Source organism: Streptomyces venezuelae (assembly GCF_008642335.1).
Lineage (GTDB): Bacteria > Actinomycetota > Actinomycetes > Streptomycetales > Streptomycetaceae > Streptomyces > Streptomyces venezuelae_F.
In genome coordinates this window covers 5000783-5024422 of sequence record NZ_CP029191.1, presented here as the reverse complement: position 1 = coordinate 5024422, position 23640 = coordinate 5000783, and the positions used below count along the sequence as shown (strand labels likewise).

Annotated in this window: 21 protein-coding genes; 9 read left to right on the top strand and 12 right to left on the bottom strand. The window is 72.2% G+C overall.

Annotated elements, in window-relative coordinates; genetic code table 11:
• Positions 1-97 precede the first annotated feature (97 nt).
• Genes DEJ49_RS22895 through DEJ49_RS22885 form a run of 3 tightly spaced genes read left to right on the top strand, consistent with a single transcriptional unit; the run spans position 98 to position 3635 of the window.
• Entirely contained in the window at positions 98-1075 is a 978-nt protein-coding gene (locus DEJ49_RS22895; RefSeq protein ID WP_150185866.1) for a glycosyltransferase family 2 protein, read from the top strand.
• Complete coding sequence (locus DEJ49_RS22890; RefSeq protein WP_150185865.1) at positions 1075-2442, top strand: polysialyltransferase family glycosyltransferase; 1368 nt, start codon at positions 1075-1077, stop codon at positions 2440-2442. The genes DEJ49_RS22895 and DEJ49_RS22890 overlap by 1 nt, the downstream gene beginning before the upstream one ends.
• On the top strand, positions 2439-3635 hold the full coding sequence (locus tag DEJ49_RS22885; RefSeq protein WP_150185864.1) for an acyltransferase family protein: 1197 nt from the start codon (positions 2439-2441) through the stop codon (positions 3633-3635). Before DEJ49_RS22890 ends, DEJ49_RS22885 begins: the two co-directional genes overlap by 4 nt.
• On the opposite strand, the gene DEJ49_RS22880 is transcribed toward DEJ49_RS22885, so the two are convergent.
• Positions 3595-4275 (bottom strand): TetR/AcrR family transcriptional regulator C-terminal domain-containing protein, encoded by a 681-nt coding sequence (locus DEJ49_RS22880; RefSeq protein WP_150185863.1) that lies wholly within the window; start codon positions 4273-4275, stop codon positions 3595-3597. The two genes, DEJ49_RS22885 and DEJ49_RS22880, sit on opposite strands and share 41 nt — an antisense overlap.
• Before the next feature lie 29 nt (positions 4276-4304).
• Here DEJ49_RS22880 and DEJ49_RS22875 point away from each other — a divergent pair, with 29 nt between their 5' ends.
• Together DEJ49_RS22875 and DEJ49_RS22870 are read left to right on the top strand one after the other, a co-directional pair.
• The gene (locus tag DEJ49_RS22875; RefSeq protein WP_190329414.1) at positions 4305-5774 is read left to right on the top strand and encodes an FAD-dependent oxidoreductase; all 1470 of its coding nucleotides are present in this window, start codon (positions 4305-4307) and stop codon (positions 5772-5774) included.
• 34 nt (positions 5775-5808) lie between these two features.
• Complete coding sequence (locus tag DEJ49_RS22870) at positions 5809-6279, top strand: MarR family winged helix-turn-helix transcriptional regulator (RefSeq protein ID WP_150185862.1); 471 nt, start codon at positions 5809-5811, stop codon at positions 6277-6279.
• On the opposite strand, the gene DEJ49_RS22865 is transcribed toward DEJ49_RS22870, so the two are convergent.
• Positions 6273-7205: an NAD(P)-dependent oxidoreductase gene (locus tag DEJ49_RS22865; protein WP_223832953.1), complete on the bottom strand. Its 933-nt coding sequence runs from the start codon at positions 7203-7205 to the stop codon at positions 6273-6275. The two genes, DEJ49_RS22870 and DEJ49_RS22865, sit on opposite strands and share 7 nt — an antisense overlap.
• A gap of 50 nt (positions 7206-7255) precedes the next feature.
• Here DEJ49_RS22865 and DEJ49_RS22860 point away from each other — a divergent pair, with 50 nt between their 5' ends.
• Positions 7256-7651, top strand: a complete 396-nt coding sequence (locus tag DEJ49_RS22860) for a MerR family transcriptional regulator (RefSeq protein ID WP_150185861.1) — start codon at positions 7256-7258, stop codon at positions 7649-7651.
• Here DEJ49_RS22860 and leuE read toward each other — a convergent pair.
• Both leuE and DEJ49_RS22850 read right to left on the bottom strand, forming a co-directional pair.
• Positions 7641-8303: a leucine efflux protein LeuE gene (gene leuE / locus DEJ49_RS22855; protein WP_150185860.1), complete on the bottom strand. Its 663-nt coding sequence runs from the start codon at positions 8301-8303 to the stop codon at positions 7641-7643. The two genes, DEJ49_RS22860 and leuE, sit on opposite strands and share 11 nt — an antisense overlap.
• A 94-nt stretch (positions 8304-8397) precedes the next feature.
• Positions 8398-9978: a methylmalonyl-CoA mutase gene (locus DEJ49_RS22850; protein ID WP_150185859.1), complete on the bottom strand. Its 1581-nt coding sequence runs from the start codon at positions 9976-9978 to the stop codon at positions 8398-8400.
• A 123-nt stretch (positions 9979-10101) separates the two neighbouring features.
• On the opposite strand from DEJ49_RS22850, the gene DEJ49_RS22845 reads away from it, so the two are divergent.
• Positions 10102-10989, top strand: a complete 888-nt coding sequence (locus tag DEJ49_RS22845; protein ID WP_150188403.1) for a L,D-transpeptidase family protein — start codon at positions 10102-10104, stop codon at positions 10987-10989.
• Positions 10990-11181: 192 nt separating this feature from the next.
• Here the strand turns inward: DEJ49_RS22845 and DEJ49_RS22840 are convergent, their stop codons facing one another.
• From DEJ49_RS22840 to DEJ49_RS22825, 4 genes are all read right to left on the bottom strand, one after another.
• Positions 11182-12402 (bottom strand): hypothetical protein, encoded by a 1221-nt coding sequence (locus DEJ49_RS22840; protein ID WP_190329413.1) that lies wholly within the window; start codon positions 12400-12402, stop codon positions 11182-11184.
• On the bottom strand, positions 12402-13067 hold the full coding sequence (locus DEJ49_RS22835) for an RNA polymerase sigma factor (RefSeq protein ID WP_150185858.1): 666 nt from the start codon (positions 13065-13067) through the stop codon (positions 12402-12404). The genes DEJ49_RS22840 and DEJ49_RS22835 overlap by 1 nt, the downstream gene beginning before the upstream one ends.
• Positions 13068-13308: 241 nt before the next feature.
• Positions 13309-13896, bottom strand: coding sequence for an RNA polymerase sigma factor (locus DEJ49_RS22830; protein ID WP_150185857.1), 588 nt, complete (start codon positions 13894-13896; stop codon positions 13309-13311).
• Between the two features lie 113 nt (positions 13897-14009).
• Positions 14010-14888, bottom strand: coding sequence for a hypothetical protein (locus tag DEJ49_RS22825; protein ID WP_150185856.1), 879 nt, complete (start codon positions 14886-14888; stop codon positions 14010-14012).
• 269 nt (positions 14889-15157) lie between these two features.
• Between DEJ49_RS22825 and DEJ49_RS22820 the strand changes: the two genes are divergently transcribed.
• Positions 15158-17842, top strand: coding sequence for an FG-GAP-like repeat-containing protein (locus DEJ49_RS22820; protein WP_223832952.1), 2685 nt, complete (start codon positions 15158-15160; stop codon positions 17840-17842).
• A 21-nt stretch (positions 17843-17863) separates the two neighbouring features.
• On the opposite strand, the gene DEJ49_RS22815 is transcribed toward DEJ49_RS22820, so the two are convergent.
• On the bottom strand, positions 17864-19453 hold the full coding sequence (locus DEJ49_RS22815; RefSeq protein ID WP_223832951.1) for an amino acid ABC transporter substrate-binding protein: 1590 nt from the start codon (positions 19451-19453) through the stop codon (positions 17864-17866).
• A gap of 45 nt (positions 19454-19498) precedes the next feature.
• A complete protein-coding gene (locus DEJ49_RS22810; RefSeq protein WP_150185854.1) occupies positions 19499-21715 on the bottom strand; it encodes a hypothetical protein in 2217 nt (738 codons plus the stop codon).
• 282 nt (positions 21716-21997) lie between these two features.
• Here DEJ49_RS22810 and DEJ49_RS22805 point away from each other — a divergent pair, with 282 nt between their 5' ends.
• Positions 21998-22387 (top strand): hypothetical protein, encoded by a 390-nt coding sequence (locus tag DEJ49_RS22805; protein ID WP_150171332.1) that lies wholly within the window; start codon positions 21998-22000, stop codon positions 22385-22387.
• A 36-nt stretch (positions 22388-22423) separates the two neighbouring features.
• Here DEJ49_RS22805 and DEJ49_RS22800 read toward each other — a convergent pair whose 3' ends face one another.
• Together DEJ49_RS22800 and DEJ49_RS22795 are read right to left on the bottom strand one after the other, a co-directional pair.
• Positions 22424-23044: an RNA polymerase sigma factor gene (locus DEJ49_RS22800; protein ID WP_190329412.1), complete on the bottom strand. Its 621-nt coding sequence runs from the start codon at positions 23042-23044 to the stop codon at positions 22424-22426.
• A gap of 107 nt (positions 23045-23151) precedes the next feature.
• Positions 23152-23550: a hypothetical protein gene (locus DEJ49_RS22795; protein ID WP_150188401.1), complete on the bottom strand. Its 399-nt coding sequence runs from the start codon at positions 23548-23550 to the stop codon at positions 23152-23154.
• Positions 23551-23640: the final 90 nt, after the last annotated feature.

Below are 23640 nucleotides of genomic sequence, written 5' to 3'. Positions count from 1 at the left end.
TCCTGGCGGCCTGGTTAACCATTCCGCCACGCGTCGTTCACCTGGCATACCGCTGCGGGTCGACACGAATGACGGGCCGACACCTAACGTCACCCACGTGGTTAAGCTCTCCGTCATCGTGCCGTTCTACAACGTGCAGCAATACGCGCCCGACACTCTGAGGAGTCTGCGTGCGAACGCACGTGACGACTTCGAATTCATTCTCGTCGACGACTGCTCGCGCGACGAGACTCCGGACATCCTGGAGCGTGCGGCGCGCGAGCTTCCCGGCGCCGTCCACCTCCGCCATGAGAAGAACGGGGGCCTCGCGACCGCCCGCAACACGGGCCTCGACGCGGCCCGCGGCGAGTACCTGACCTTCCTGGACGGCGACGACTGGCTCGCGCCCGGGTACTACGCGCAACTCGTCGACGCGATCGAGGAGTTGGGCTGCGACTTCGTCCGCACCGACCATGTCCAGTGCACCGCGCGGGCCCGCACCGTGCACCGTGTGCCGCACGGCAGGCGCGGCGTCGTCATGAACCCGCGCGACGTGATACTGCCCGCCGACCGCTCGACCTCCGTCGACTACGCGTACGCCTGGGCCGGCATCTACCACCGCCGCCTCGCCGACGCGGGGCTGCTCCACTTCACCGACGGGCTGCGCACCGCCGAGGACAGGCCGTGGATCTGGCGGCTGCACCGCGAGGCGGAATCCTTCGCCGCGGTCGGGCTTCTCGGCGTGTTCTACCGGCGCGGTGTCGCCTCCTCACTGACCCAGATCGGCGACGTACGCCAGCTCGATTTCATCAAGGCATTCGACCAGGTCGTACAGGAAACGGCGGCGGACAGGGACGCGGACGAACTCCTGCCGAAAGCCGTACGAACATACTGCGCGATCATCTCCCACCATTTGGGATCCATCGAAAGGTTCGAGCCACCCGTGGCGCGGAAATTGAAGTCAATGAGTGCGGCCGCCCTGAAGCGGATGCCGCAGGGCGTTCTCGACGACGCGCTCGACTCCATGGACCTCCAGCGGGCGACGCGGCTGCGCAGGCTGCGGCGGCGCCCGGTGTCGGCGGAGGTGGCCGCGTAATGGCGTCCCCCCGCACGACGCAGATCTTCCTCGCGTCCACGCTGTACGGCGTCGCCACGCTCGCCGCCGCCCTGGACGCCGACCGTTTCGCGCCGGCCGACCGGCGGATCCTCCTGATCAGCAACAACGCGGCGACACCCGAGACGGCGACGCCCCTCGACGAGATGCCGGGCTTCGAGCGGCTGCGCGGCCGGTTCGACGAGGTGCGCTCCTGGAACGAGGCCATCGCCCCCTTCCACCCGGGCGGCTGGGCCCCGCGCGGCGACGACGTCGTGCTCTGGGAGCGCTACGTACGGATGCTGTGGGACCTCGGCGACGACGAGATCGAGCTGGCCGTCGAGTCCATCCAGGTCAACCCGGCGCTCGCGCTCGCGCAGATCTTCACGGGCGTCCCCGTGGACGTCTACGCCGACGGCCTGATGAGCTACGGTCCCACCCGCAACAAGATCGACCCGCTGGTCGGCACGCGCGTGCGGCGCCTGCTCCACCTGGACCTGGTGCCGGGGCTCACCCCGCTGCTGCTCACCGAGTTCGGCGTCGCCCCCGAGGTCGTACCGACCGACGCGTTCCTGAAGGTGCTCGCCGAACTGGCGGAGGACCCGGTGGAGTTGCCGGAGCTGCCCGAAGGCGAGGCGCCCGTCCTCGTCCTCGGCCAGTACCTCTCCGCGCTCTCCATCCTCACCGCCGAGGAAGAGGAGGAGCTGCACATCCGCATGGTGCGCGGCGTCGCCTCGCTCGGCCACACGCACGTGGTGTTCAAGCCGCACCCCACGGCGCCGGCCCGCTGGTCGCGCGCCCTGGAGAAGGAGGCGCGGACGATCGGCGTCGAGCTGACCGTGCTCGACTCGCCCGTGCTCGCCGAGGTGCTCTACCAGCGGATGCGGCCCGCGCTCGTCGTCGGCTGCTTCTCCACGGCGCTGCTCACGGCGTCCGCGCTGTACGGCCTGCCCGCCGCCCGCACCGGCACGGACCTCCTCCTGGAGCGTCTCGCGCCCTACCAGAACAGCAACCGCGTCCCCGTCACGATCGTCGACGCGCTGCTGCCCGAGCTCACCGACGGCACGGCCGTCGCCGCCCAGGAGGCCGGTCTCGGCACCGGCGAGCTGACGAACCTCCTCAAGGCCGTCGGCTTCGCGATGCAGCCGCAGATCTATCCGCGGCTGCGCCCCGAGGCCGAGCGCTACCTCGCCCGGCACCTGGACGCCCACACCTGGCGCTACTTCAAGCGGCGCCGCCTCACCGCGCTCGCGCTGCCCGGCGCCGTCCCCTCGCAGCTCGCGTTCATCCCGCGCAACGCGGCCGTCCGGCGCGTCGCGCGCCGTGCGCGCTCCGTGCAGCGCTCGCTTAAGCGGACCGCCCTCGGATGACGACTCCCGGACCCGCGCTCCCGACGCTCATACCGGGGGCGGAACACGGCACGGACCACGGTGCGGAACACGTCTCCCGTACGGTCCCTGCCGCCGCCCCTGCCCCCGCCCGCGGCAAGCCCCGGCTGCGCGCCCTCGACGGGCTGCGGCTCGTCGCCGCGCTGATGGTCGCCGCGTACCACTACGGCGGCCGTGAGGGAGAGATCTCCGAGGCCTGGGGCAGTTCCCCCAAGGCGCAGTTCCCGACGGCGAGCGAGTGGTTCGCGTACGGCTGTCTCGGTGTGCAGATCTTCTTCGTGATCAGCGGTTTCGTCATCTGCATGAGCGGCTGGGGCAGACCCATGCGCTCGTTCTTCGCGTCCCGCGCGTCCCGTCTGCTGCCGTCGTACTGGGCGGCGATCGTCCTGGTCACGGCGGTCTTCGCGCTGCCCGCCGTGACGTACGCGGCCGTCTCGCCCAGCGACGCGCTGGTCAACCTCACCATGCTGCAGCAGCCGCTGGGCGCGGACCGGGTGCTCGGCGTGTGCTGGACGCTCTGGGCCGAGCTGCGCTTCTACGCGCTGTTCGCCCTCTGCGTGGTCATGCCGGGCGCGACCCGCGCGCGGGTGGTGCTGTTCTGCGCGGTGTGGACGCTGGCGGCGGCGGTGTCGGAGGCCGCGAACCAGCCGCTCCTCGACCTGGTCCTGATGCCCGAGTACGCGCCCTTCTTCGTCGGCGGCATCGGCATCTACCTGATCCACCGCGACCGGCGCGACCTCACGGCGTGGGGCATCACGGGGGTGAGCTGGCTGATCGGCCAGCACTACGCCGTCGACCGGCTCTGGCACGCGCCGAACCCGGACTTCTTCTCGTACCGCTCGTCCGTCGTGATCATGGCGGTGGTCACGGCCGGTTTCCTCGCGGTGCTGCTCATCGCGCTCGGGCACCTCGACTGGGCGAACTGGCGGTGGCTGACCGTGGCCGGCGCGCTGACGTACCCCTTCTACCTGGTGCACGAGCACCTGGGCTGGGTGACAGTCGAGGCGCTCCACCGGCACCTGGGCCTGCCGTCCTACGCGACGTTCGGCCTGACGATCGTCGCCATGCTGGTCCTCGCGTGGCTCCTGAACCGGTGCGTCGAGGAGCGGCTGACCCCGCTGATCCGCAACGGACTCAACCGGGGCCCCGCTCCGAACCCGTCTGCGTCGAAGTAGCGAGCGTCGCGCCGATCCCCGTCACGATCGTCGCGAGGCCTTCCTCGAAGCCGCGGTCGTGCGAGCGGAACATCACTTCGCCCGCCGCCGCGGCCAGCGGGTACGCGGCGAGGCGCTCGGCGCGCGCCGCGAGGTCGTAGCCGCCCTCGCCCCGGCCGGGTGCGGGGCCCGCGGCCTGCTCCTCGATGACGAAACCGATCGTGTAGTTGTACACGGTGAACCAGGCGCGCGCGGCCGCGTCCGGCGCGAACCCGGCTCCGGCGAGGACCCGCAGATGGGCCTCCATCGGGGCCGCGTACGACAGGTCCGTGTAGTGCGTGCCGCTGAAGACCTTCGCGCCGTCGCGGTAGCGCAGCAGGTGGGCGCGCAGGCCCCGCATCGCTTCGGTGAGCGCGACCCGCCAGTCGGCGTCCGGCGCGGACAGGAAGTCCTCGCTCATCCGCCGCATCATCTCGGTCGCCATCTCGTCGAGCAGCGCCTGCTTGTCCTTGAAGTGCCAGTACAGGGCAGGTGCCTTCACGTCGAGGCGCTGGGCGATGGCGCGCAGCGTCAGCCCTTCGAGGCCTGTCTCGTTCAGCAGGTCGAGCGCGGTGCGCGCCACTCGGGTCCGGTCCAGCTTCGTCGTCGCCACCTTGACAATTTAACACCGTTAAGCGCAGGCTTCGAGGCATGGCACTTAACAACGTTAAGGAAACCGTCGGCGACGCCCTGTCCACCGGCGTACTCATCGTCGGCGCGGGCCCCACCGGCCTCGCCCTCGCCTGCGACCTGGCGCGCCGCGACGTGCCCGCCCTCGTCGTCGAGCGCGCCCCCGCCCTGTTCCCCGGCTCGCGCGGCAAGGGGCTGCAGCCCCGCACCATGGAGGTCTTCGACGACCTCGGCGTCGTCGGCGCGGTCCTCGCGTCGGGCGGCCGCATCCCCGTGGGCATGGTGTGGCGGGACGGCGAACGGCAGGGCGAGTACCGGATGTTCGACGAACCGGAGCCGACGGAGACCGCGCCGTACACCACCCCGTGGATGCTCCCCCAGTGGCGCACGCAGGAGATCCTCCTGGCCCGCCTGCGGGAGCTGGGCGGCGACGTGGTGTTCGACGCGGAGGTCACCGGCTTCGCCCAGGACGCCGAAGGGGTGACCGCCCGCCTCTCGACGGGGGCTTCGGTGCGCGCGGCGTACGCCGTGGCGGCGGACGGCGGCCGCTCCTTCCTGCGCCGGGAGCTGGGCATCGCGATGTCCGGCGAGACGGTGGACCCGAACCCGGTCCTGGTGGCCGACGTCCGCGTCCCCGCGCTCGACCGCGACAACTGGCACATGTTCCCCGCGACCGACGACAGCGGCCTGTACACGGCGCTCTGCCCGCTGGCCGGCACGCCCGACTTCCAGCTGACCGCCCAGTTCCCGGCCGGGACCACGCCCGACCTCTCCCCCCAGGGCATACGCGACCTCGTCGCCGCCCGTACGCACCTGACCGCGGACGACGTCACCGAAGTCCGCTGGTCCTCCGACTTCCGGCCGCGCGCGGCGCTGGCGGACCGCTTCCGCGAGGGCCGCGTCTTCCTGGCCGGGGACGCGGCGCACGTCCACTCGCCGGCGGGCGGCCAGGGCCTGAACACGAGCGTCCAGGACGCGTACAACCTGGGCTGGAAGCTCGGCGCGGTGCTCCGGCACGGCGCGCCGGACGCCCTCCTCGACACGTACGAGGAGGAGCGGCTGCCCAACGCCGCGCAGATGCTGGGCCTGTCCACCCGCATCCACCGCGGCGAGGCGCGCCGCGGCGCGGCCACGCGTCAGCTCGGCATCGGCTACCGCGAGAGTTCACTGACGGTGGACACGCGCGAGGGCGTGCCGGAGGAGGCGTCGCTGCGGGCGGGCGACCGGGCGCCGGACGGCCCGTACGGCACGGGCACCCTCTTCGACGCGTTCCGGGGTCCGCACTTCACGCTGCTTGCGGTGGGGACGGACGCGGACCTGCCGCCGCTGCCGGGCGAGTCGGTCCACGTCCACGCGATCCCGGCGTACGAGCCCTACGGGAAGGGCCTGTTCCTGGTCCGCCCGGACGGATACGTCGGCTGGGCGGGCGCGGACGCCCGGGACGGCCTCACCGCGTACCTGGCACGCTGCGGTGTCCCCTTCACCTCTTGACCTCAAGTCTCCTTGAGGTTCTACGTTCGAGGGCATGACAGCATTCGCGTACTCGCACAGTGACCAGGACCTCGCCAACCAGCCCGTCGGCTACTGGAGTTCCGCCGCCGGCGCGGCCGTCGTCCACCACATCCGCACGATGCTCGCCGAGATGGGACTCACCCAGCCCCAGTGGTGGATCCTGAACCAGCTCCTCCACGCCCCCGAGGGAAGACCCCGGGACGAGGTCGTGGCCGTCCTGAAGGGGTACCTGGAGGTCGGCGAGGGCGCCCTGGTGCACAGCGTCGACGCCCTGCGCGACCGCGGCCTCGTCAGCGGCGTCTCCGGTACGGACCGCATCGCCCTCACCGACGAGGGCCGCGCCCTCCAGGCCCGCGTGGCCGAACGCCAGAAGGCGGTCCGCGCGCAGATCCACGAGGGCATCACGGACGAGGACTACGTCCGCACGCTGAAGGTCCTCCAGCGCATGATCCACAACGTGGGGGGTTCGGCCTGGCATCACTGACCGGTGTCAGGTACCCCGGGCCTGCTGAACTCCTCGATCAGCACGGGGTACTGCTCCGCGCCGTGCCCCGCCGCGATCGCGCGGGCCGCCATCGACTGGATCAGTCTGGGCAGTTCGGCGTTGACACCCGCCGCCTCGCTCTCCTCGACCATGTGCGCCATCGCCCGCGCGTCGGTCTCCAGGGCGGACACCTCGGCGGGGAAGGATCCGCCGTCGATCTGCTCGGCGTAGCCCGGCAGCCACTCGGCGACACCGGCGGCGATCTGCCGCGCGAACGGCGCGTACGCGGCGGCGTCCACGCCGGCCGTCCTGAGCAGGGCGGTGCCCTGGAGCCAGGCGTTCAGGACGCTCCACATCATGGCCAGGCCCGCCACGTCGTACAGGGCCGCCAGGCCGTGGTCCGTGCCGAGGTGGGTGACCGTGCCGAGCGCGGCGAGCGTCGGCTCGTGCGCCGCGAAGTCCGGGGCGGGACCGCTGTGCAGCACGACCGCATCGGCGGTGCCGATGGCCGACGGGATGGCCATGATGGCCCCGTCGAGGTAGCGCGCGCCCAGCTTCTTTGCCCAACGCGCGGCCTCCCGCGCCTGGGCCGAGTCGCCGGAGGTGAGGTTCACCAGGGTCGTGCCGGCGAGGGCGTCCTCGTTCGCACCGAGGAGTTCACGGACGGCGGCGTAGTCGGTGAGGCAGACGACTGCCAAGGGGCCCGCCCGGAGCGCGTCGCCGGCGGTGGGTGCGAGGCGGGCGCCCTCGGCGACCAGCCGGTCGGCCTTGGAGGCGGTGCGGTTCCAGACGGTGGTGGGGTGCCCGGCCCGCAGGAAGGCACCGGCGAGGGCCTGACCCATCAGCCCGAGTCCGATGACGGTGACGGGCGCGGGCTCGGCGTGCATGGCCCGCGCGGAATCGCTGATCTCGTGTCCGTTGTTCATGACAGCATCGTCAACGTTGATACCGGTATGAAGGTCAAGCGAGGATTCTGATGCGGATCGGGGAACTGGGCCGTCTGACGGGCGTCAACGCCCACCAGTTGCGCTACTACGAGGCCCAGGGCCTGCTGGAGGCGGAGCGCGGCGCGAACGGGTACCGCGAGTACGCCGAGAGCGCCGTGCTGCGGGTGCGGCAGATCCGGCACCTGCTGGGCGCCGGTCTGTCCTCCGAGGACATCGCGTACGTGCTGCCCTGCGCCGTGGGGGAGGTCCCCGAACTGCCGGGCTGCCCCGAGCTGCTGGGCGCGATGCGGTCGCGGCTGCGGCGGCTCGACGACCAGATGGAGCGGATCGCCCGGTCCCGCGAGGCGCTGACCGCGTACATCGACGCGGCCGACCGGATGGGCGGCGACAGCTACCCGCCGCTCACCGACACCGTCACACGCTAGAGATCGACAGCTTCACCGCGAAGCCGAGGAACAGCGCGCCCGCCGCCGACGTGGCCCCGGCCGAGAGCCGCTTGCGGCGGCGGAACGCGGCGGAGAGCTTCGTACCGCTGAAGATCAGGGCGGTGAGGTAGAGGAAGCTCGCGAGCTGGGCGAAGGCGCCGAGCACGACGAAGGAGAGGGCGGGGTAGGCGTAGCCCGGGTCGACGAACTGCACGAAGAAGGCGATGAAGAACAGGATCGCCTTCGGGTTGAGCAGGCTGATCACCAGCGCCCTGCGGAACGGCCGCTCCCCCGCCGCGGCGTCACCCTGCTCGGGCCCGACCGCGGTCTCCGCGGTCCGCTCCCGCCGCACCTTCCACATGCTCCACGCGGCCCGCATCATCCCGATCGCGAGCCAGGTCAGATACCCGGCGCCCGCGTACTTCACGATCCCGAAGAGCAGCGCGTTGGCCTGCAGCAGCGAGGCGACACCGGCCGCCGACAGCGTCATCAGGACGGTGTCGCCGCACCAGACGCCCGCGGCGGCCGTATAGCCGGTGCGGACACCGCGCCGGGCGGCGACGGAGAGGACGTACAGCGAGTTCGGCCCCGGAAGCAGAATGATCAGGGCGAGGCCCGCGAGATAGGTCGGAAGATCGGTGACACCCAGCATGGCCGGAGTGTCGCACGGGTGTGTGGCACGGGAACAGTCGTGTCCGCCGGCCGGACACAGGAGGAGAAATCCGTCCGGAGTGCCGACTGAGTCCTCAGAACGCGTCCGTCGGCACGTACGCCCCCCACACCTCCCGCAGCGCGTGGCACACCTCGCCCACGGTGGCCCGCGCCTTCAGCGCCTCCTTCATCGGGTACAGGACATTCGCCTCCCCCTTCGCCGCTTCCTGGAGTGCCACGAGCGCCGAGGTCACCGCCGTGCCGTCCCGCTCCGCGCGCAGCCGGGCCAGGCGGGCGGCCTGCTGGGCCTCGATCGCCGGGTCGACGCGCAGCGGCTCGTACGGTTCCTCCTCGTCGAGGCGGAACCGGTTGACGCCGACCACGACGCGCTCCCCGCTGTCCGTCTCCCGCGCGATGCGGTAGGCGTTGCGCTCGATCTCGCCCTTCTGGAAGCCCTGCTCGATCGCGTGCACGGCGCCGCCGAGATCCTCGACGCGCCGCATCAGGTCGAGGGCCGCGCCCTCCACGTCGTCGGTCATGCTCTCCACGACGTACGACCCGGCGAAGGGGTCCACCGTCGCCGTCACGTCCGTCTCGTACGCGAGGACCTGCTGGGTGCGCAGGGCCAGGCGGGCCGACTTGTCGGTGGGGAGCGCGATCGCCTCGTCGAAGGAGTTCGTGTGCAGCGACTGCGTGCCGCCGAGGACCGCGCCGAGACCCTGGACGGCGACCCGGACGAGGTTCACCTCGGGCTGCTGGGCGGTGAGCTGGACGCCCGCCGTCTGCGTGTGGAAGCGCAGCATCAGCGACTTGGGGTTCCGCGCGCCGAACTCCTCGCGCATGACGCGGGCCCAGATGCGCCGGGCGGCACGGAACTTGGCGACCTCCTCCAGGATCGTCGTACGCGCCACGAAGAAGAAGGACAGGCGCGGCGCGAAGTCGTCCACGTCCATGCCGGCCGCGACCGCCGTACGGACGTACTCGATGCCGTCGGCCAGCGTGAACGCGATCTCCTGCGCGGGCGAGGCACCGGCCTCCGCCATGTGGTAGCCGGAGATCGAGATGGTGTTCCACCTCGGCAGCTCGGCGCGGCAGTACCGGAAGGTGTCCGCGACCAGGCGCAGAGACGGCTGGGGCGGGAAGATGTACGTGCCGCGCGCGATGTACTCCTTGAGCACGTCGTTCTGGATCGTGCCGGTCAGCCGGTCGGCCGCGATGCCCTGTTCCTCGGCGACGAGTTGGTAGAGGAGGAGCAGCAGGGCGGCCGGTGCGTTGATCGTCATCGACGTGGAGACCTTGTCCAGCGGGATGCCGCCGAACAGGACCCTCATGTCGTCGATGGAGTCGACGGCGACGCCCACCTTGCCGACCTCGCCGCTCGCGATGGGGGCGTCGGAGTCGTGCCCCATCTGGGTCGGCAGGTCGAAGGCGACGGACAGGCCGGTGGTGCCGTGTGCGATGAGCTGCCGGTAGCGGGCGTTGGACTCGGCGGCGGTGCCGAAGCCCGCGTACTGGCGCATGGTCCAGGGGCGGCCGGTGTACATCGTGGGGTAGACGCCGCGCGTGTAGGGGTACGCGCCGGGGACGCCGAGCTTCTCCGCCGGGTCCCAGCCGGCCAGATCCCCGGGGCCGTACACGGGTTCGATGGGCAGTCCTGATTCCGACTTGTGGGTCATGCGTCCAGCTTGCGCCCGCGTACGCGACGCGTCACTCGCGGCAAACCGGGAAACACTTCGAGGAGTGTGGTGCATGGTGTTCAGCGAGTGGTCCGCGAAGTCGTCTACGAGCACGGGGGCGTGATGGGCAGGGGCGCGATATCGGCGGGGGCCGTGGCGGCACTGGTCCTGGTGGCGGGGTGCAAGGCGGTCGCGGTGGACGCGGAAGGGGGGCCGGGCGCCGAGGACGGGAAGCCCGGGAGGACGGCGACGCGTACGCCGACGCCGGCCGAGGCCCCGCCACGGACTCCGGCGCGGACACCCACGAAGACCCCGGCGCGGGATCCGGCGCCGCACACCCCCACGTCCGCCCCCACGCCCGCGCCCGCCCCCGAACCCGGGAAGACGCTCATGGAGAAGGGGGACGCGGGCAAGCAGGTGCGGGAGCTGCAGGCGAGGCTGCGGCAGATCGCCTGGTTCGGCGAGAACCCCACCGGGACGTACGGGCCCGTCACCGTCGCCGCCGTCAAGGGCTTCCAGGCCAAGCGCGGCCTGGCCGTCACCGGCGTCACGGACACCGGCACCTGGCAGCGGCTGCTCGGCATGACGCGCGAGCCGACGCGGTCCGAGCTGTACGCGGGCGGCGGGATGCCGCCCGCGAAACCCGACAAGCGGTGCCTGACCGGGCGGGTCCTGTGCATCGCCAAGAGCAGCCGCACCCTGACGTGGATGATCGACGGCAGAGCGATGTCGACGATGGACGTGCGGTTCGGGTCGCAGTACACGCCGACCCGCGAGGGCACGTTCGACGTCTACTGGAAGTCCCGGCACCACGTCTCGACGCTCTACGACACACCGATGCCGTACGCGATGTTCTTCAGCGGCGGCCAGGCCGTGCACTTCTCGGCGGACTTCGCGGCCAGGGGGTACGCGGGCGGGTCGCACGGGTGCGTGAACGTCAGGGACGAGAAGAAGATCGCGAGCCTGTTCGCGCAGGTGCGGAAGGGCGACCGGGTCGTCATCTACAAGTGACGCGTCATCTGCGCGTAAGGCGGCGTGGGCGGGATCGGGGGAACGTATCCCGCCCACGCCGGTGGCACGGAGCCGAAGGTACGGGGGGAACCCCCGGCTCGTGCGCGGGCCGATGACCAGTCGGCTCACTTCTTACTGCGCCGAGCCCTCGAAAAACGTCACACCTTTGCTGGAGCGGGGCAGTGACGGGCCTCAGGAGAAGTAGGGCAGCGCGCTGCGCGACGTCGTGGGGCCGGGGTACGGAGCGGTGGGAGAGGTGACGGGCGGCACCTGGCCACCGTCGCCGCCGGAGCCCCCGCCGTCGCCGGAGCCCCCGTCCTCCTCACCGCCGTTCTCGCCGTCGTCCCCGTCGTGGCCGCCGTCGCCGCCGCCCTGTCCGCCGTGCTGGCCGCCGCCACCGGGGCGGCCGCCACCGGCGCCACCGCCGCCGAGGACCCGGCCGCAGAACTCCTCCACCCGCTCCGGCCCCTTGGCCGCCTCTTCCAGGCGGCGGCGCTTCTTGCCCTGGAGGTCGCCGCTGCGGTAGGCGCGGCAGGCGACGACCACCTTGCGGTACCACTTGCGCGCCTCGTCGCGGCGGGGCGGCGGCGTCCTGTCGCCGCTCGGCTGCTGGGGGACACCGGTGTGGTCGTCGTCCGCCTCGGCCTCCGGCGGCGGGCTGTTCACCGGCTCCTGGGACGCCGTCGGGGTGTCGTCGGGTGCCGTGGTCTCGTCGGGCGAGAGGTCCTCGGACGGCTCGCGGGCCGCGCCGGTCGGAGAGGCCGGCGACTCCTCCGGAGTGGTCTTGGGAGACGCGGACGCCGCGGGTCCCGGGCTGCTGTGCCCGCCGAACGGCGAGGGCAGCACGCCCGTCCCCGCGGCCACCGCGACGCCGCCGAGCATGCAGGCCGCGAGGGCCGCGGCGACGCCGAGGCGCACGGGTCTTCCCCAGCGGGTGGGGCGCGGACGGTAGCCCGCCCGCCCCAGGCGTACGGTCTCGCCCGCTGCGGCCTCGTGCGCGGGCGTCGCGTAGGGCGCGGTCCTGGAGCTGCCGCCCCGCACGGCGCCGGCGGCGTCCGCACGCTCCGCGCGTGCGGCACGGAAGGCGGCCAACGCGGCGGCCTCACCCGGGAGTTCACCGGAGGAACCCGGTCCACCGGAGGAACCCGGTCCACCGGAAGAGGCCGGTCCACGGGAGGAAGCCGCCATGCCCTGCTCGCCCGCGCCGCCCAGCGCCGAGAGCGCCCGCGCGAGCCGCTCGGCCGCCGCGTTCGCCCGCGCGTCCGAAGGCGCGTCCGCCGGTGCGTTCGCCTGTACGTCCGCGTTCACGTCCGCATTCACGTCCGCGGAGGAATCGATGCCTTCGAGGGGCTCCCCGCGCAGCAGACGCTCCGCCGCGTCGCGGTCCAGCCACTTGTGGTGCTCGTCGGCCATCACATGTCCTTCTGCGTCCGCGTACGCGATTGCGTCACACCGGCGGACGTCACCGCGCACCCGCGCGGCTCTCTCTGTGGCGGTACGGCGCCCAGCGCCTCCTTGGGATCGGCCCCCTCCGGACCGAGAAGTTCCGCGAGCCGCTTGAGGCCTCGGTGCGCCGCCGTACGGACGGCTCCGGGCCGCTTGCCGAGGGTCTGCGCCGCGGTCTTCGCGTCGAGACCGACGACGACGCGGAGCACGACGGCCTCCGCCTGGTCCTGCGGCAGCTGCGCTATCAGGGCCAGCGCCTCACTGGTGGCGAGGGACTCCATCGCCTCGCCCGCGGTGTCCGCGTCGGCCGGCTTCCCCGTCAGCTCCGACTCGTCGCCGCCCACGGCGGGCCTGCGGCCCCGCATGCGTATGTGGTCGAGGGCGCGGTTGCGCGCTATGCGCGCCGCCCAGCCCCGGAACCGGTCCGCGTCACCGCTGAACCGGTCGAGATCGCGCGCTATCTGCAGCCAGGCCTCGGAAGCGACGTCCTCGGCGTCCGGGTCGGCGACCAGCGTGCGTACGTACCCCAACAGCCGCGGGTGCACGGCGCGGTACACAGTCCGGAACGCGGTCTCGTCCCCGTCCTGTGCCGCAAGCACCGCGGCGGTCAGCTCCGCGTCGTCCCCCAGCACTCTCTCAATCCTGCCACTCGGAGATCTGCGCCCGGCCCCGGCGCGAACCAGCACGCTACGGGCTCGGACAGGCCTACGTCCATGTTTGTACAACGTGCAACTAGCGGGTGACAGAACGCGGTGTGACAGAAAACGCACGCGCGGCGCTGAAGAGAGTACGGGCCGCACGCGGTTCGTACCGTGTACCGGCCGGGGCCTCTCCTGTGGGGGGTGGCGGCCCCGGCCGGCTCGGTTCTCTCCGTCATTCCGACGCCCCCAGCCACTCCCCCAGCCTCCGCAGCCCCCGATGCGCCGCCGTGCGTACCGCGCCGGGGCGTTTGCCGAGGACGTGGGCCGCGGTCGGCGCGTCCAGGCCGACGACGACGCGGAGCAGGACCGCCTCCGCCTGGTCGCGGGGCAGGGCGGCGATCAGGGTCAGTACGCGTTCCGTGGAGATCGATTCCAGGGCCGCCGCCGATGTGCTCGCGGGGTCCGGGAGTTCGAGGAGTTCCGGGTGGAGCGGGGCGGGGCGCGGGCGGGTCTTCAGGCGGCGCAAGTGGTCGAACGCGCGGTGGCGGGCGATCGTCGCGGTCCAGCCGCGGAACCCCGCACCGTCCCCGCGGAACCGCCCGAGGTCCCTCGCGATCTCCAGCCACGCGTCGGCGGCGACGTCCTCGGCCGTCTCCCCGTCCGTGCCGACGAGGCCGCGCAGATAGCCGACGAGCCCCGGCTGGACCAGGCGGTACGCGACCGCGAACGCCGCCTCGTCGCCTTCCTGCGCCGCCGCGACGGCCCTGCCCAGCTCCTCGTCGTGCGCCTGTGCTCGACGGGGTCCCCCACCCTGGCCCAACCCGCTCCCATCCGGCCCGCTCGGGCACAGGTCCCCGTGCCTGTGCCTTCACGGTCGACTGCGTCGGAGGGGGCGGAAATGTCACAGCGGGTGTCCGACCTCGGATGCGGGTGTCAGACCTCGAAGAGGCCTCCGCCGCCGGGGCCGAACTTCGAGAGGTCGATCGTCTCGGCGGCCGTGGGGGCCACCGCGGAGACCGGTTCCCCGTACTCGGACATGCGCATCTTCATGATCTGGCCGTTCTGCTCGACGTCGGCGCCGAGGAGGTAGGGCTTGCCCTTCGCCGCCACGTACACCGACGTCCTGTCCCCCGCCGCCTCGTTCTCGTCCTCGTTCTCGACGAGCGGGATGACGGCCGTGCCGTGCCTGCGGGTCTCGGGGAGGGCCTTGATGACGTCGTCGGGGCCCGGACTCCCGGGCATCGCGCTGGTGAACTTGTCGAGATCGCAGGTGTTCACCGGCATCACGCGCTTCGCGCCGCCGCCGGGACCCGTCGGAATCTTCAGGTACTTCCCGCTCGCCAGCGCCGTCCGCTCCCGGACCCGCGCCGCCGTCTCGGGGCTCCGGGCCGTCGCCATGCGTCGGATCTCCGCGAGCGCCGCGTCGCTGAACCGCACGTACGTCGAACCGCCCGCGACCATGATGATGTCGCCGCGCTGCGCGGGACCGGCGTCGAAGGTCCCCGTGCAGTTGCTGTTCCGGTCCATGAGGAGCGACACCTTCTGGTGGCCCTTCGGGGTGTTCATCTCGACGCCGACGCGGACGGATTCCGCGTCCCGGAACAGCGTCATCGCCTCGGTCGCGAGCTCCCTGCCGCGCTTCTCGTCCTCGGGCACGAGCTCTTCGAGGGTCCCTCCGGCGTACGTCACCTCGCGGTCCATGCCGCACGAGACGAGACCGCCCACCGCCGCGCCCACCGCGACGGCACAGACCGCGGTCCTGCGCAGCCGCCCTCCGGCCGCCCGCGCCCCGGCCCGCACTCGGTTCCCCACCCGTTCCCCCACTTCAAGCCCAACGCGCGTCCGTACACGCGCATCAGCGCACACAACTCTCACATGACCCAGCGCGGCGGCCCGCCTCCGTGTCACCGCTCGGGCGTGCGGGATAGATCACGCGACAAATGGTCCGCGCCCCTACAACCCTTTCACCACTTGATCAGTCTTACGGAATCGCTGTGTTCACCTGTTTTCGCTGAGGGGTAAGGCAATTGAGCCCGCGCAAACCGCGCCAAAAGGCGCGTACCACGCATGCGTACCGACCGTTGAGTCTCAAACGCAGGGCGTGGCTGACGATCGGGGCCGTCGCACTGAGCGGCGCGGGTGCGGTGACGTACGCCGTGGCCGGTCCCAGCGACGGGGAGGCCCCCGGCGTCGACCCGCGCGCCACACGGCCGACGAGCGTGCACGATCTTCCGCTGGAGGCCGACGGCGCGACGAAGCGGGGGCTGTCGCGCACGTCGACCGAGCTGTTCTCCCTCCTCGGTGTCTCGTGGGACGGGGCCGGCAAGGAGCTGCCGGGCACGGCGCAGGTGCGTACGCGTGCCGTCGGCTCCGAGGTGTGGAGCGCCTGGCGGGCCCTCGACCTGGAGACGCATCCCGTGGAGAAGGGCGAGGGCGGCAGTCGCGCCGCGTCCGGTCCGCTGTGGGTCGGTCCTTCCGACGGTGTCGAGGTCCGCGTCGTCGCGGCCGACGGGTCCGCGGGCGCCGAGCTGCCCGAGGGGCTCCAGGTCGACCTCGTGGACCCGGGCGTGACCACCAAGGAGGCGAAGAACCCGGCGCTCGACGGGGGCAGCGGGACGTCCAACGGCAAGTCCACCAAGGGCACCGCCATGGCTCCCGCGGCGTTCGCCGCCGACGCCCCCACCCCGACGCCGGGCGAGCCGGACCCGTCCGCCCCCTCGGAGTCCGCGGACCCCTCCGGCACCCCGACCGCGGACCCGTCCGACACCCCGCCCGCCGAACCGGACCCGACCCCCACCAAGCCGACGGCCCCGCCGTCGACCGTCACGCAGCCGCCCGTGATCGGCCGCGCGGCCTGGGGCGCCGACGAGTCCAAGGTCGAGGGCCCGCCGGAGTACATCGAGAAGGTCAAGGCGGTCTTCGTCCACCACACGGCCGGCTCGAACGACTACAGCTGCGCCGAGTCCCCGTCGCTGGTCCGCGGCATCATGGCGTACCAGCTGGAGGTCGAGCACGGGAACGACCTCGGCTACAACTTCCTCGTGGACAAGTGCGGCCAGATCTTCGAGGGCCGCGCGGGCGGCATCGACCTGCCGGTGCGCGGCGCGCACACCGACGGCTTCGACGGCGACTCCACCGGCATCGCCGTCCTCGGCGACTTCGAGGGCGACCCGGCGACGGACAAGCCCGCCGGGAAGCCGAGCCGCGCCGCCCTGGAGTCGGTGGCGCGCGTGGCGGCGTGGAAGCTCGGCCAGTACGGCGGCGACCCGGCCGGCAAGGTGACGCTGACCGCGGCGGGCGACACCGGCGTGTGGAAGAAGGGCGACCAGGCGTCGCTGAACACCGTCTCCGGCCACCGGGACGGCTTCGCGACGCTCTGCCCCGGCAAGAACCTGTACGCGAAGCTCGGTGAGATACGCCGCTTCGCGAGCAGCGCGGGCCGCAACTCCGCCGTCCCGACCGCCGACTACAACCGCGACGGCATCACGGACCTGATCGCGGGCACCCCGAAGGCGTCCTCGAACCGCGGCCGCGTGACGGTCGTCCCCGGCGGCCTCGGCGGTCCTGTCGGCGCGTCGAAGATCTCCCTGACGCAGGCGAGCGAGGGCGTCCCCGGCGCCTCCGAGACCGGCGACGACTGGGGCGCCGCCACCGCGTGGGGCGATCTGAACGCCGACGGGTACGCCGACCTCGTCATCGGCGCCCCGGGCGAGGACGACGACTCCCACAAGGACCGCGGCGCGGTCACCATGCTGTACGGGCCGACGTTCACGTCCGGCACGGACATGCAGCTGTCGCCCGACTTCCACTACCCCGGCGCCCGGTTCGGCGCCGCGGTCGCGTCCGGCGACTTCAACGCCGACGGCAAGGCGGATGTGTTCGCCGCGTCGACGGGCACCGGCGGCTCCTGGGCCGCCCGGCTCGACCCGGAGCGCGAGTCGGGCGGCAGCCTCACCTCGGGCGACACGGCCATCTCGTACCCCGACGCCGCGTCCGGCGACTTCAACCGGGACGGTTACGCGGACGTCGCGCTGACCTACCGCGACCAGGCGGGCAAGGGCAAGGTCGCCTGGTTCAGGGGCGGCCGCTCGGGCCTCAGCCGGGTCGGCGTGCTCTCCGTGCCCGGCGGCCGCTCGGTCGCCGTGGGCGACGTCAACGGCAACGGCTACGACGACCTGGTCATCGGCCAGCCGTACACCGCCGAGTCGGGCGCCCACGCGGGCGGCCAGGTCACGGTGGTCCCGGGCACGTCGACGGGGTTCACGACGACCGGGATGAAGACGGTCCACCAGGCGACGTCCGGGGTGCCCGGCGCCGCCGAGTCGGGCGACGCGATGGGCTGGTCGGTCGCGGCGGGCGACTACGACCTCGACGGCTACGCGGACGTCCTGACGGGCGCCCCGGGCGAGGACATCACCCGCGCCGACAAGAACCGCGCGGACGCGGGCACGTCGCTGCTCCTGAAGGGTTCGGGGTCCGGCCTGACCGGCACGGGCGCGAAGGCCTTCTCGCAGGACGAGCCCGACGTGCACGGCTCCACCGAGGCGGGCGACCGGCTCGGCTCGTCGGTGACGCTGGCCGACCTGTCCGGCAACGGGCGCGCCGACCTGGCGATCGGTGTCGAGGGCGAGGACACGGGTGACGGCACGATCCTCCAGCTGGACAGCGGAAGTTCGGGCGTTCCCGGGGCGAGCGGCGTCTACTACGGCCGTACGCTCCTGGGCACTCCGGCGGGCGCGAAGCTGGGCCAGTCGCTGACGCCGTAGCCGCTCCTCCTGCCGGGTGTCTCAGGTGTCGCTGGGCACCCGGCAGTCGTCGGGCTGAGGCCTGCCCGTGGGCCAGCCGACGCCGACGTACCGGAGCTTCTCGGTGCGCGGGTCGAGTTCGACGACGGCGACGGGCTTGTCGTAGGCGTTCCCCGCGTTGGTCAGACAGATCCAGCCGCTGGTCCCACGGACGCGGTTGACCGCTTCGAGGCGCTGCCACATGTCGGAGACCCGCTTCAGGGGCGGCACCGTGCCCTCGGTCTGGGCGTTGGCGAGCAGCACCGCCTTGGCGATCGTGCGCGTGCCGTCGTACACCAGCATCGTGCGCGAGTCCTCCAGCGGGACGGGCCCGATGTCCCCGGCGCTGCCCTTGTCGATCAGTGTGCGGAGCTTGTTCAGCTCGGCCCGGGGCTCGGTGAAGTGGTCGCGGCGTTCCCCCGCGCGCTTCGGGTCGCGCAGCTCGCGGTCCCAGGCGTCGGGGTGGCCCGGCGCCGCGTACTGCACCCTGACGACGGGTTCCTTGCCGCCGCCGCGCAGCCGCTCCCAGTCGTCGTCCTTCATGTAGCGGTTGAGCGTGGCCGCGCCGGAGCCGCTGACGATCGTGTACTTCTTGCCGCGGCACTGCACGTCGGCGAGTTTCAGGGCGAAGAGCCGCAGGTGGACGGGGCGTCCCGCGAAGTAGACGTAGCGTGCCGTGGACTGGCAGATGTTCTGGGCGATGAGCGTGAAGTCGTTGCCCGTGTCACCGGGGTCGGTGATGGACGGTGATTCGAAGGTCTGGTCCTTGGGTCCCGGCGGGCCGTCCTCGTCGCGGCTGAAGGCCTTGGCGAGCGAGTCGTTGTAGATGTCGTGCGCCCGCTTGTCCCTGACGAGCACGGTCTGTTCGTCCCTGAGCTCGCCGTGGAAGCTGGCCAGCGCGTCGGCCTGCTGGCGGTTGGTCGGGATGATGCGGGCGAGACCGGGATAGGGGTCCTTGCCGCCGCCCTCGGGGTTGGCGAGCTCGTCCGCGCTGACGCGGCTCGCGAGGACCGGGATGTGCAGTTCGCCGGTGAGGCGCGTGATGGCCTTCTTCGTGGCGTCCAGGCTGAGGTTGAAGCCGGTGACGGCGCGGAGGTTGTCCTTCTTGTCGTCCGCCAGCTCCGCCAGCTGGTCGACGACGCGGTCCTGTTGGGCGTACGAGTCTCCGGGGTTGGCGAGGACGAGTCGCAGCAGCGGGGTGTTCTCCTCGCGGTTGGCGCGGTACTGGGCCAGGTAGGCGCCCTGGATCTCGCTGCGCAGCTGGATGCGTTCGGCGTCGATGTCGGGCTGGAGGGGCACCATCAGGGCGACGGTGACGTGCGGTTTGTCGCCGACGAACTCCTCGTTCTCCTTGGCGATGGCCCGCGCCACCTTGTCGATCTCCGGCGTCCCGAAGGCGTAGCCGCTGCCGTTGACGCCGATGCACTCGCCGCCGTGCTTCTCCACGCCCGCGGCACAGCTCTCGGCTTCGCCGATCGGGGGCAGGAAGACGTACAGGAGCACGCCCGCGGCCACGAGGCCGGCCAGCGTGACGATCCTGCGCATCCAGTTGGCCAAGAACGTGTTGTACAGCCAGTTCCCGAACTGCCTCAACGCTGCCCCTCCCTCTCGGTGAAACGGTCGGCCGTCCTGAGCCGGTCAGCCGAAGCCGATGTGTTCCGTGCACACGCACCGCTTCAGCGGCTGTTTGTCCTCGGCCCGGTCCCCCCAGTCGCGGGCCATGCGGATGAGGAGCGCGGCCCCGTCCGCCGCCCGTGCCACGTCGGCCCCCTCGAGCCCCTGGTACCGCACGGCCTCGTCGGCGATCCGCGCCAGCTCCTCGCTGAGCTCCCGCAGGGGCCCGCGCAGGACGCCCGGCACGATCTCCTCCAGCGGCTGCGTCCGGTCCTCGGTGAGCCACACGGCGTGCAGGAGCCGGTCGACCTGGCGCCGCAGGGTGTCGCCGCGCACCTGCGTCTCGCCGAGGGCACGCGCGTACCGCTCGTCGGCGACGCCGATCAGCGCGGCGTCGGCGATAGCGAGGAGTTCCTCGCACCACTCGTCGACGGGCCGGGTGCGGAAGGCGTCCGCGAGATAGCGGGTGACGAGGTCCGCGCCGTCGGAGGCGAGGAGATGGTGCATGCGGTGGGCGGCGGCGGTGACGAACAGCGGGTCGGGGTGGCGGTCGCCCAGGTCGCGGTAGTGGCCCTGGAGCAGGGCGTGGTCGGCGTGCCAGGCGGCTCCCCCGTCGCGCAGCCGGTAAAGGCGTCGGGTGAGGAGCCTGCGCAGGCCGAGGTCGCCGATGAAGTGCCGGGGGCAGCGGGGCCAGCCGGTGTCCTCCAGGAGTTCGGCGATGCGGTAGGCGTTCAGCCGCTCGGTGCGGCCCTCCTGGACGGCGCGCATCAGCGTCTGGGCGCACTCCACGTCGTGCGCGACGGACAGATGGGTGAGGAGGTCGAGCCAGTGGCTGCGGTGTTCGGGCGGCAGCTCCTCGGGGCGTTCCCCGTCGATGAGTTCGTCGACGAGTACGTCGGCCACGGGGCGGTCGGCGACGGGACGGCCCTGCTCGTCCTCGCCCGCGCGGACCCGGGCGTCCAGGATCGCCCAGTCGGTGCACTCCTCGGGCGTCGGGAAGACGGTGGCGGCGGTGGCCTCGCCGAGCCGGGTCACGAACCGGGGCCGGCCGCCGCTCAGCCGGTGCACACCGCTGTGGATGCGGAGCCGGACGGCGTTGTCGGGCTGCTCGTGGCCGCCGCGCAGCCGGCCGATCTCGTCCTTCTGCCGGTCGCGGGTGAGCACGGGCATGCGGACGAGGAGGACGCCGCGCCACAGGGGCGCGTGGTCGGGGACGCCGCCGGGCGGCCTGCTCCACTCGGGGAGCGTCCCGGTGAAGGGCTGCCAGGTCGCCATGGACTCGTGGGTGCTGCCGGCCCGGTGGAGGAAGCGGCCGCCGTCCTCGCGCCGGGCCGTCGCGAAGATGACGAGCCGGTCGTGGTGCCCGCGCTCCCGGTCCTCCAGGGCCGGTTTCAGCAGGCGCCGGCCGAGGGAGCCGTCGGCGTGGTCGAGGAGCAGGGCGGGGCGCCCCACGCGCGACATGCGGCCGCGCACCCCGTGGTAGGCGGCGTCGATGTCCTGCCGCAGCGCCCGGAACAGGAAGCCCTCGGCGATCCTGCGCGCCTCGCCGCCCTGCTGGAAATCCTCGCCGAGCGCCCGCAGTCCGGCCTGCGGGTGGCCGCCCGCGCCGGGGTACTCGCCGTAGCAGGCGGCGAGCGCGGCCCTGCCCTCCGTGGAGACGCGGGCGAAGAGCCCCTCCAGCAGCGCGTTGAGGAAGGGCGAGGCGAGCGGGCTGGTGACGAGCCCCGCCAGATACCCCACGTAGTTCTTGGCCGTCCCCTTCAGCACGCCGCGCCAGAAGGAACCGGGCGGCAGGATCCCGTCGAGCCGCCCCACCTCGTCGACCAGGGGTGCGGCGCGGGCGAGCCGGTCGCTTGCGGCCACGGCCGCGAGTCCCGCGTACAGCCGCGGCACGGCGATCCCGCCGCCGTCGCCGCCCCAGTCGCCGTACTGCAGCGCGATCTTGCGCAGCACCTCGGTCACCTCCGAACGGCTGCCGGGCCGCTCCTCGGCCAGTTCCCGCGCGTCGGTCTGGGCGCAGTCCAGGTACGCGGTGGGCACGCGCGGCCCGAACCGCGTCCGTATGCAGCGCAGCAGCCGTCCCTTGCCCATGCCGGGTCCGCCGACGAGGAGCACGACGGGCAGGTCGGTGCCGTGGCCGTGGAGCAGCTCCCGTTTGCGCCCGGCCGCGGTCTTCCCGAGCAGCCGGGCGATCAGGCCGCCGTCGTCGAGCAGCTCGTCGAATCCGAGTTCGTCAGGCACGGGCCTCTCCGTGGCGGGGTCGGCCGGTCGACACGTGGTCTCCCCGCCAGAACATGAGGGGCCGTCAGATTAGCGGCGTGACCGGCCATTTGAGGAGAGTTCACCACTCCTCGACCGTTGTCACCACCCGTCTCAGGATCTCCAGCGGGAATCAAGGAAACATGGACACCCCGCCACCACACTCTCAGCCATGGCGCGAACCTTCCGCCCTGGCGGAAATCGTCCGCCGCATTCGGGCCGTTCCGCGGCCCGCCGAGATGAACCGAGATGATGGGACACCCCATGGCCAGATCCACGTTCACCCGTGCCGCCGTGATCGGCGCTGCCGCCGCCACGCTGTTCGCCGTCTCCTCGGGCCCGGCTCTGGCCGCCGACGTCCGCGTCAGCGACAAGACGATCAAGCTGCCCGACGGCCGCGGCTACATGAAGTTCATCGACGACGGCGACGTCTTCGAGATCTGTGACACGAAGGCGGACGGCAACGGTGTCACCGGCACCCTGAAGAAGCAGTACGTGGCCGGAAACATCTCCACGCTGTGGACCGACGGCGACGGCGGCGACAACGGCTGCGACAAGCACCCGTACAACGTCGGCAACGACGGTTGGTACCAGATGACGCTGAAGTGGAACGGCGGCGGGGCGACGGTCACGTCGGAATGGTTCAACGAGTAAGCCGTACGTTTCTGAAGCCCGTGGAGCCCCTGCCGGTCACCGGCAGGGGCTCGTGGCCCGGTGGGGCTCCGCGCCACACAGCCACGAGCCGAACTCGTGCCGTGCCAGCCGCGCGATCCCGCGCCGTGCCGCCGCCCGCACCGCGCCGGGCCGCTTGCCGAGGATCCGCGCGGCGGACGGGCCGTCGAGCCCCACGACCACCCGCAGCAGGACCGCCGCGCCCTGGTCGGGCGGCAGCGAGGCGACCATGCGCAGCATGCGTTCCGTCGACAGCTTCTCCAGGGCGCGGGCGGCCGTGTCGTCCTCGGCCGGGATGTCGAGCAGTTCCTGCTCGATCAGCGTGCCGCGGGGCCTGCTCCGGACCCGCCGCAGGTGGTCGATCGCGCGATGGCGTGCGACGGTCGCGGCCCAGCGGCGGAAGTCCGCGCCGCTGCCCCGGAACCGGTCCAGGTCGCGCACGATCTGCAGCCAGGCCTCCGAGGCCACGTCCTCCGCGTCGTCGCGGACCAGGCCGCGCACCTGCCCGAGAAGCCCGGGATGAACACGCCGGTAAACGTAGGCGAAAGCGCTCTCGTCCCCTTCCCGCGCCGCTCCCAGAGCCCGCGTCAGCTCCTCGTCGGAAGCCGTCGGACGGCGATGCACCCCACCCTGCGCCACGCTCTCCTCTTCACCCCGCCGACACCGTTTACTGCGGCCAACTCTGCCGTGACCGCCCATATTTCAAGAAGCCTCAATAAACCGACCGCATGCCGACGCCACCGACTTCACGCCACATGGCGCACGCGGCCCGGCAAGGTGAGGTAAAAGGTCTGGAGCGAGACTTCGGAGCCGTTCGTTCCGCCTCGCTCGAGGCAATTGACGACCTTGCCGAGGGGATTCCACACCCGCCCGTCCGGCATCCGGACACCGACGGACTGCCCGAAGAATTGCCGCTGCTCCTGGTCGAAGTCGACCCACACGGCACCGGCCCGCCGCACAAGGACTTCCCCGACATAGGCGCCGAGCCCGAAGAGCGTCCCGGCGATCTCGGCCCGCGGCCTGCCGCCCTTGCGGAGTCCGTCGATGAGAAAGTCGACGATGCGGAGGCTGGCGACGGAGAAATCGAGCGGCAGCCGATTCCGAGCGGTCACACGGGAGACGAACCCCTGCGCCCGCCCCCTCATCTCCGCAGCCCCGTCGACCTGTTCACGCCCGCCCTCTCCACCCACGGCCCCACCCCTTCGCCCGCGACCCCCGAGAGCACACACCGCGCC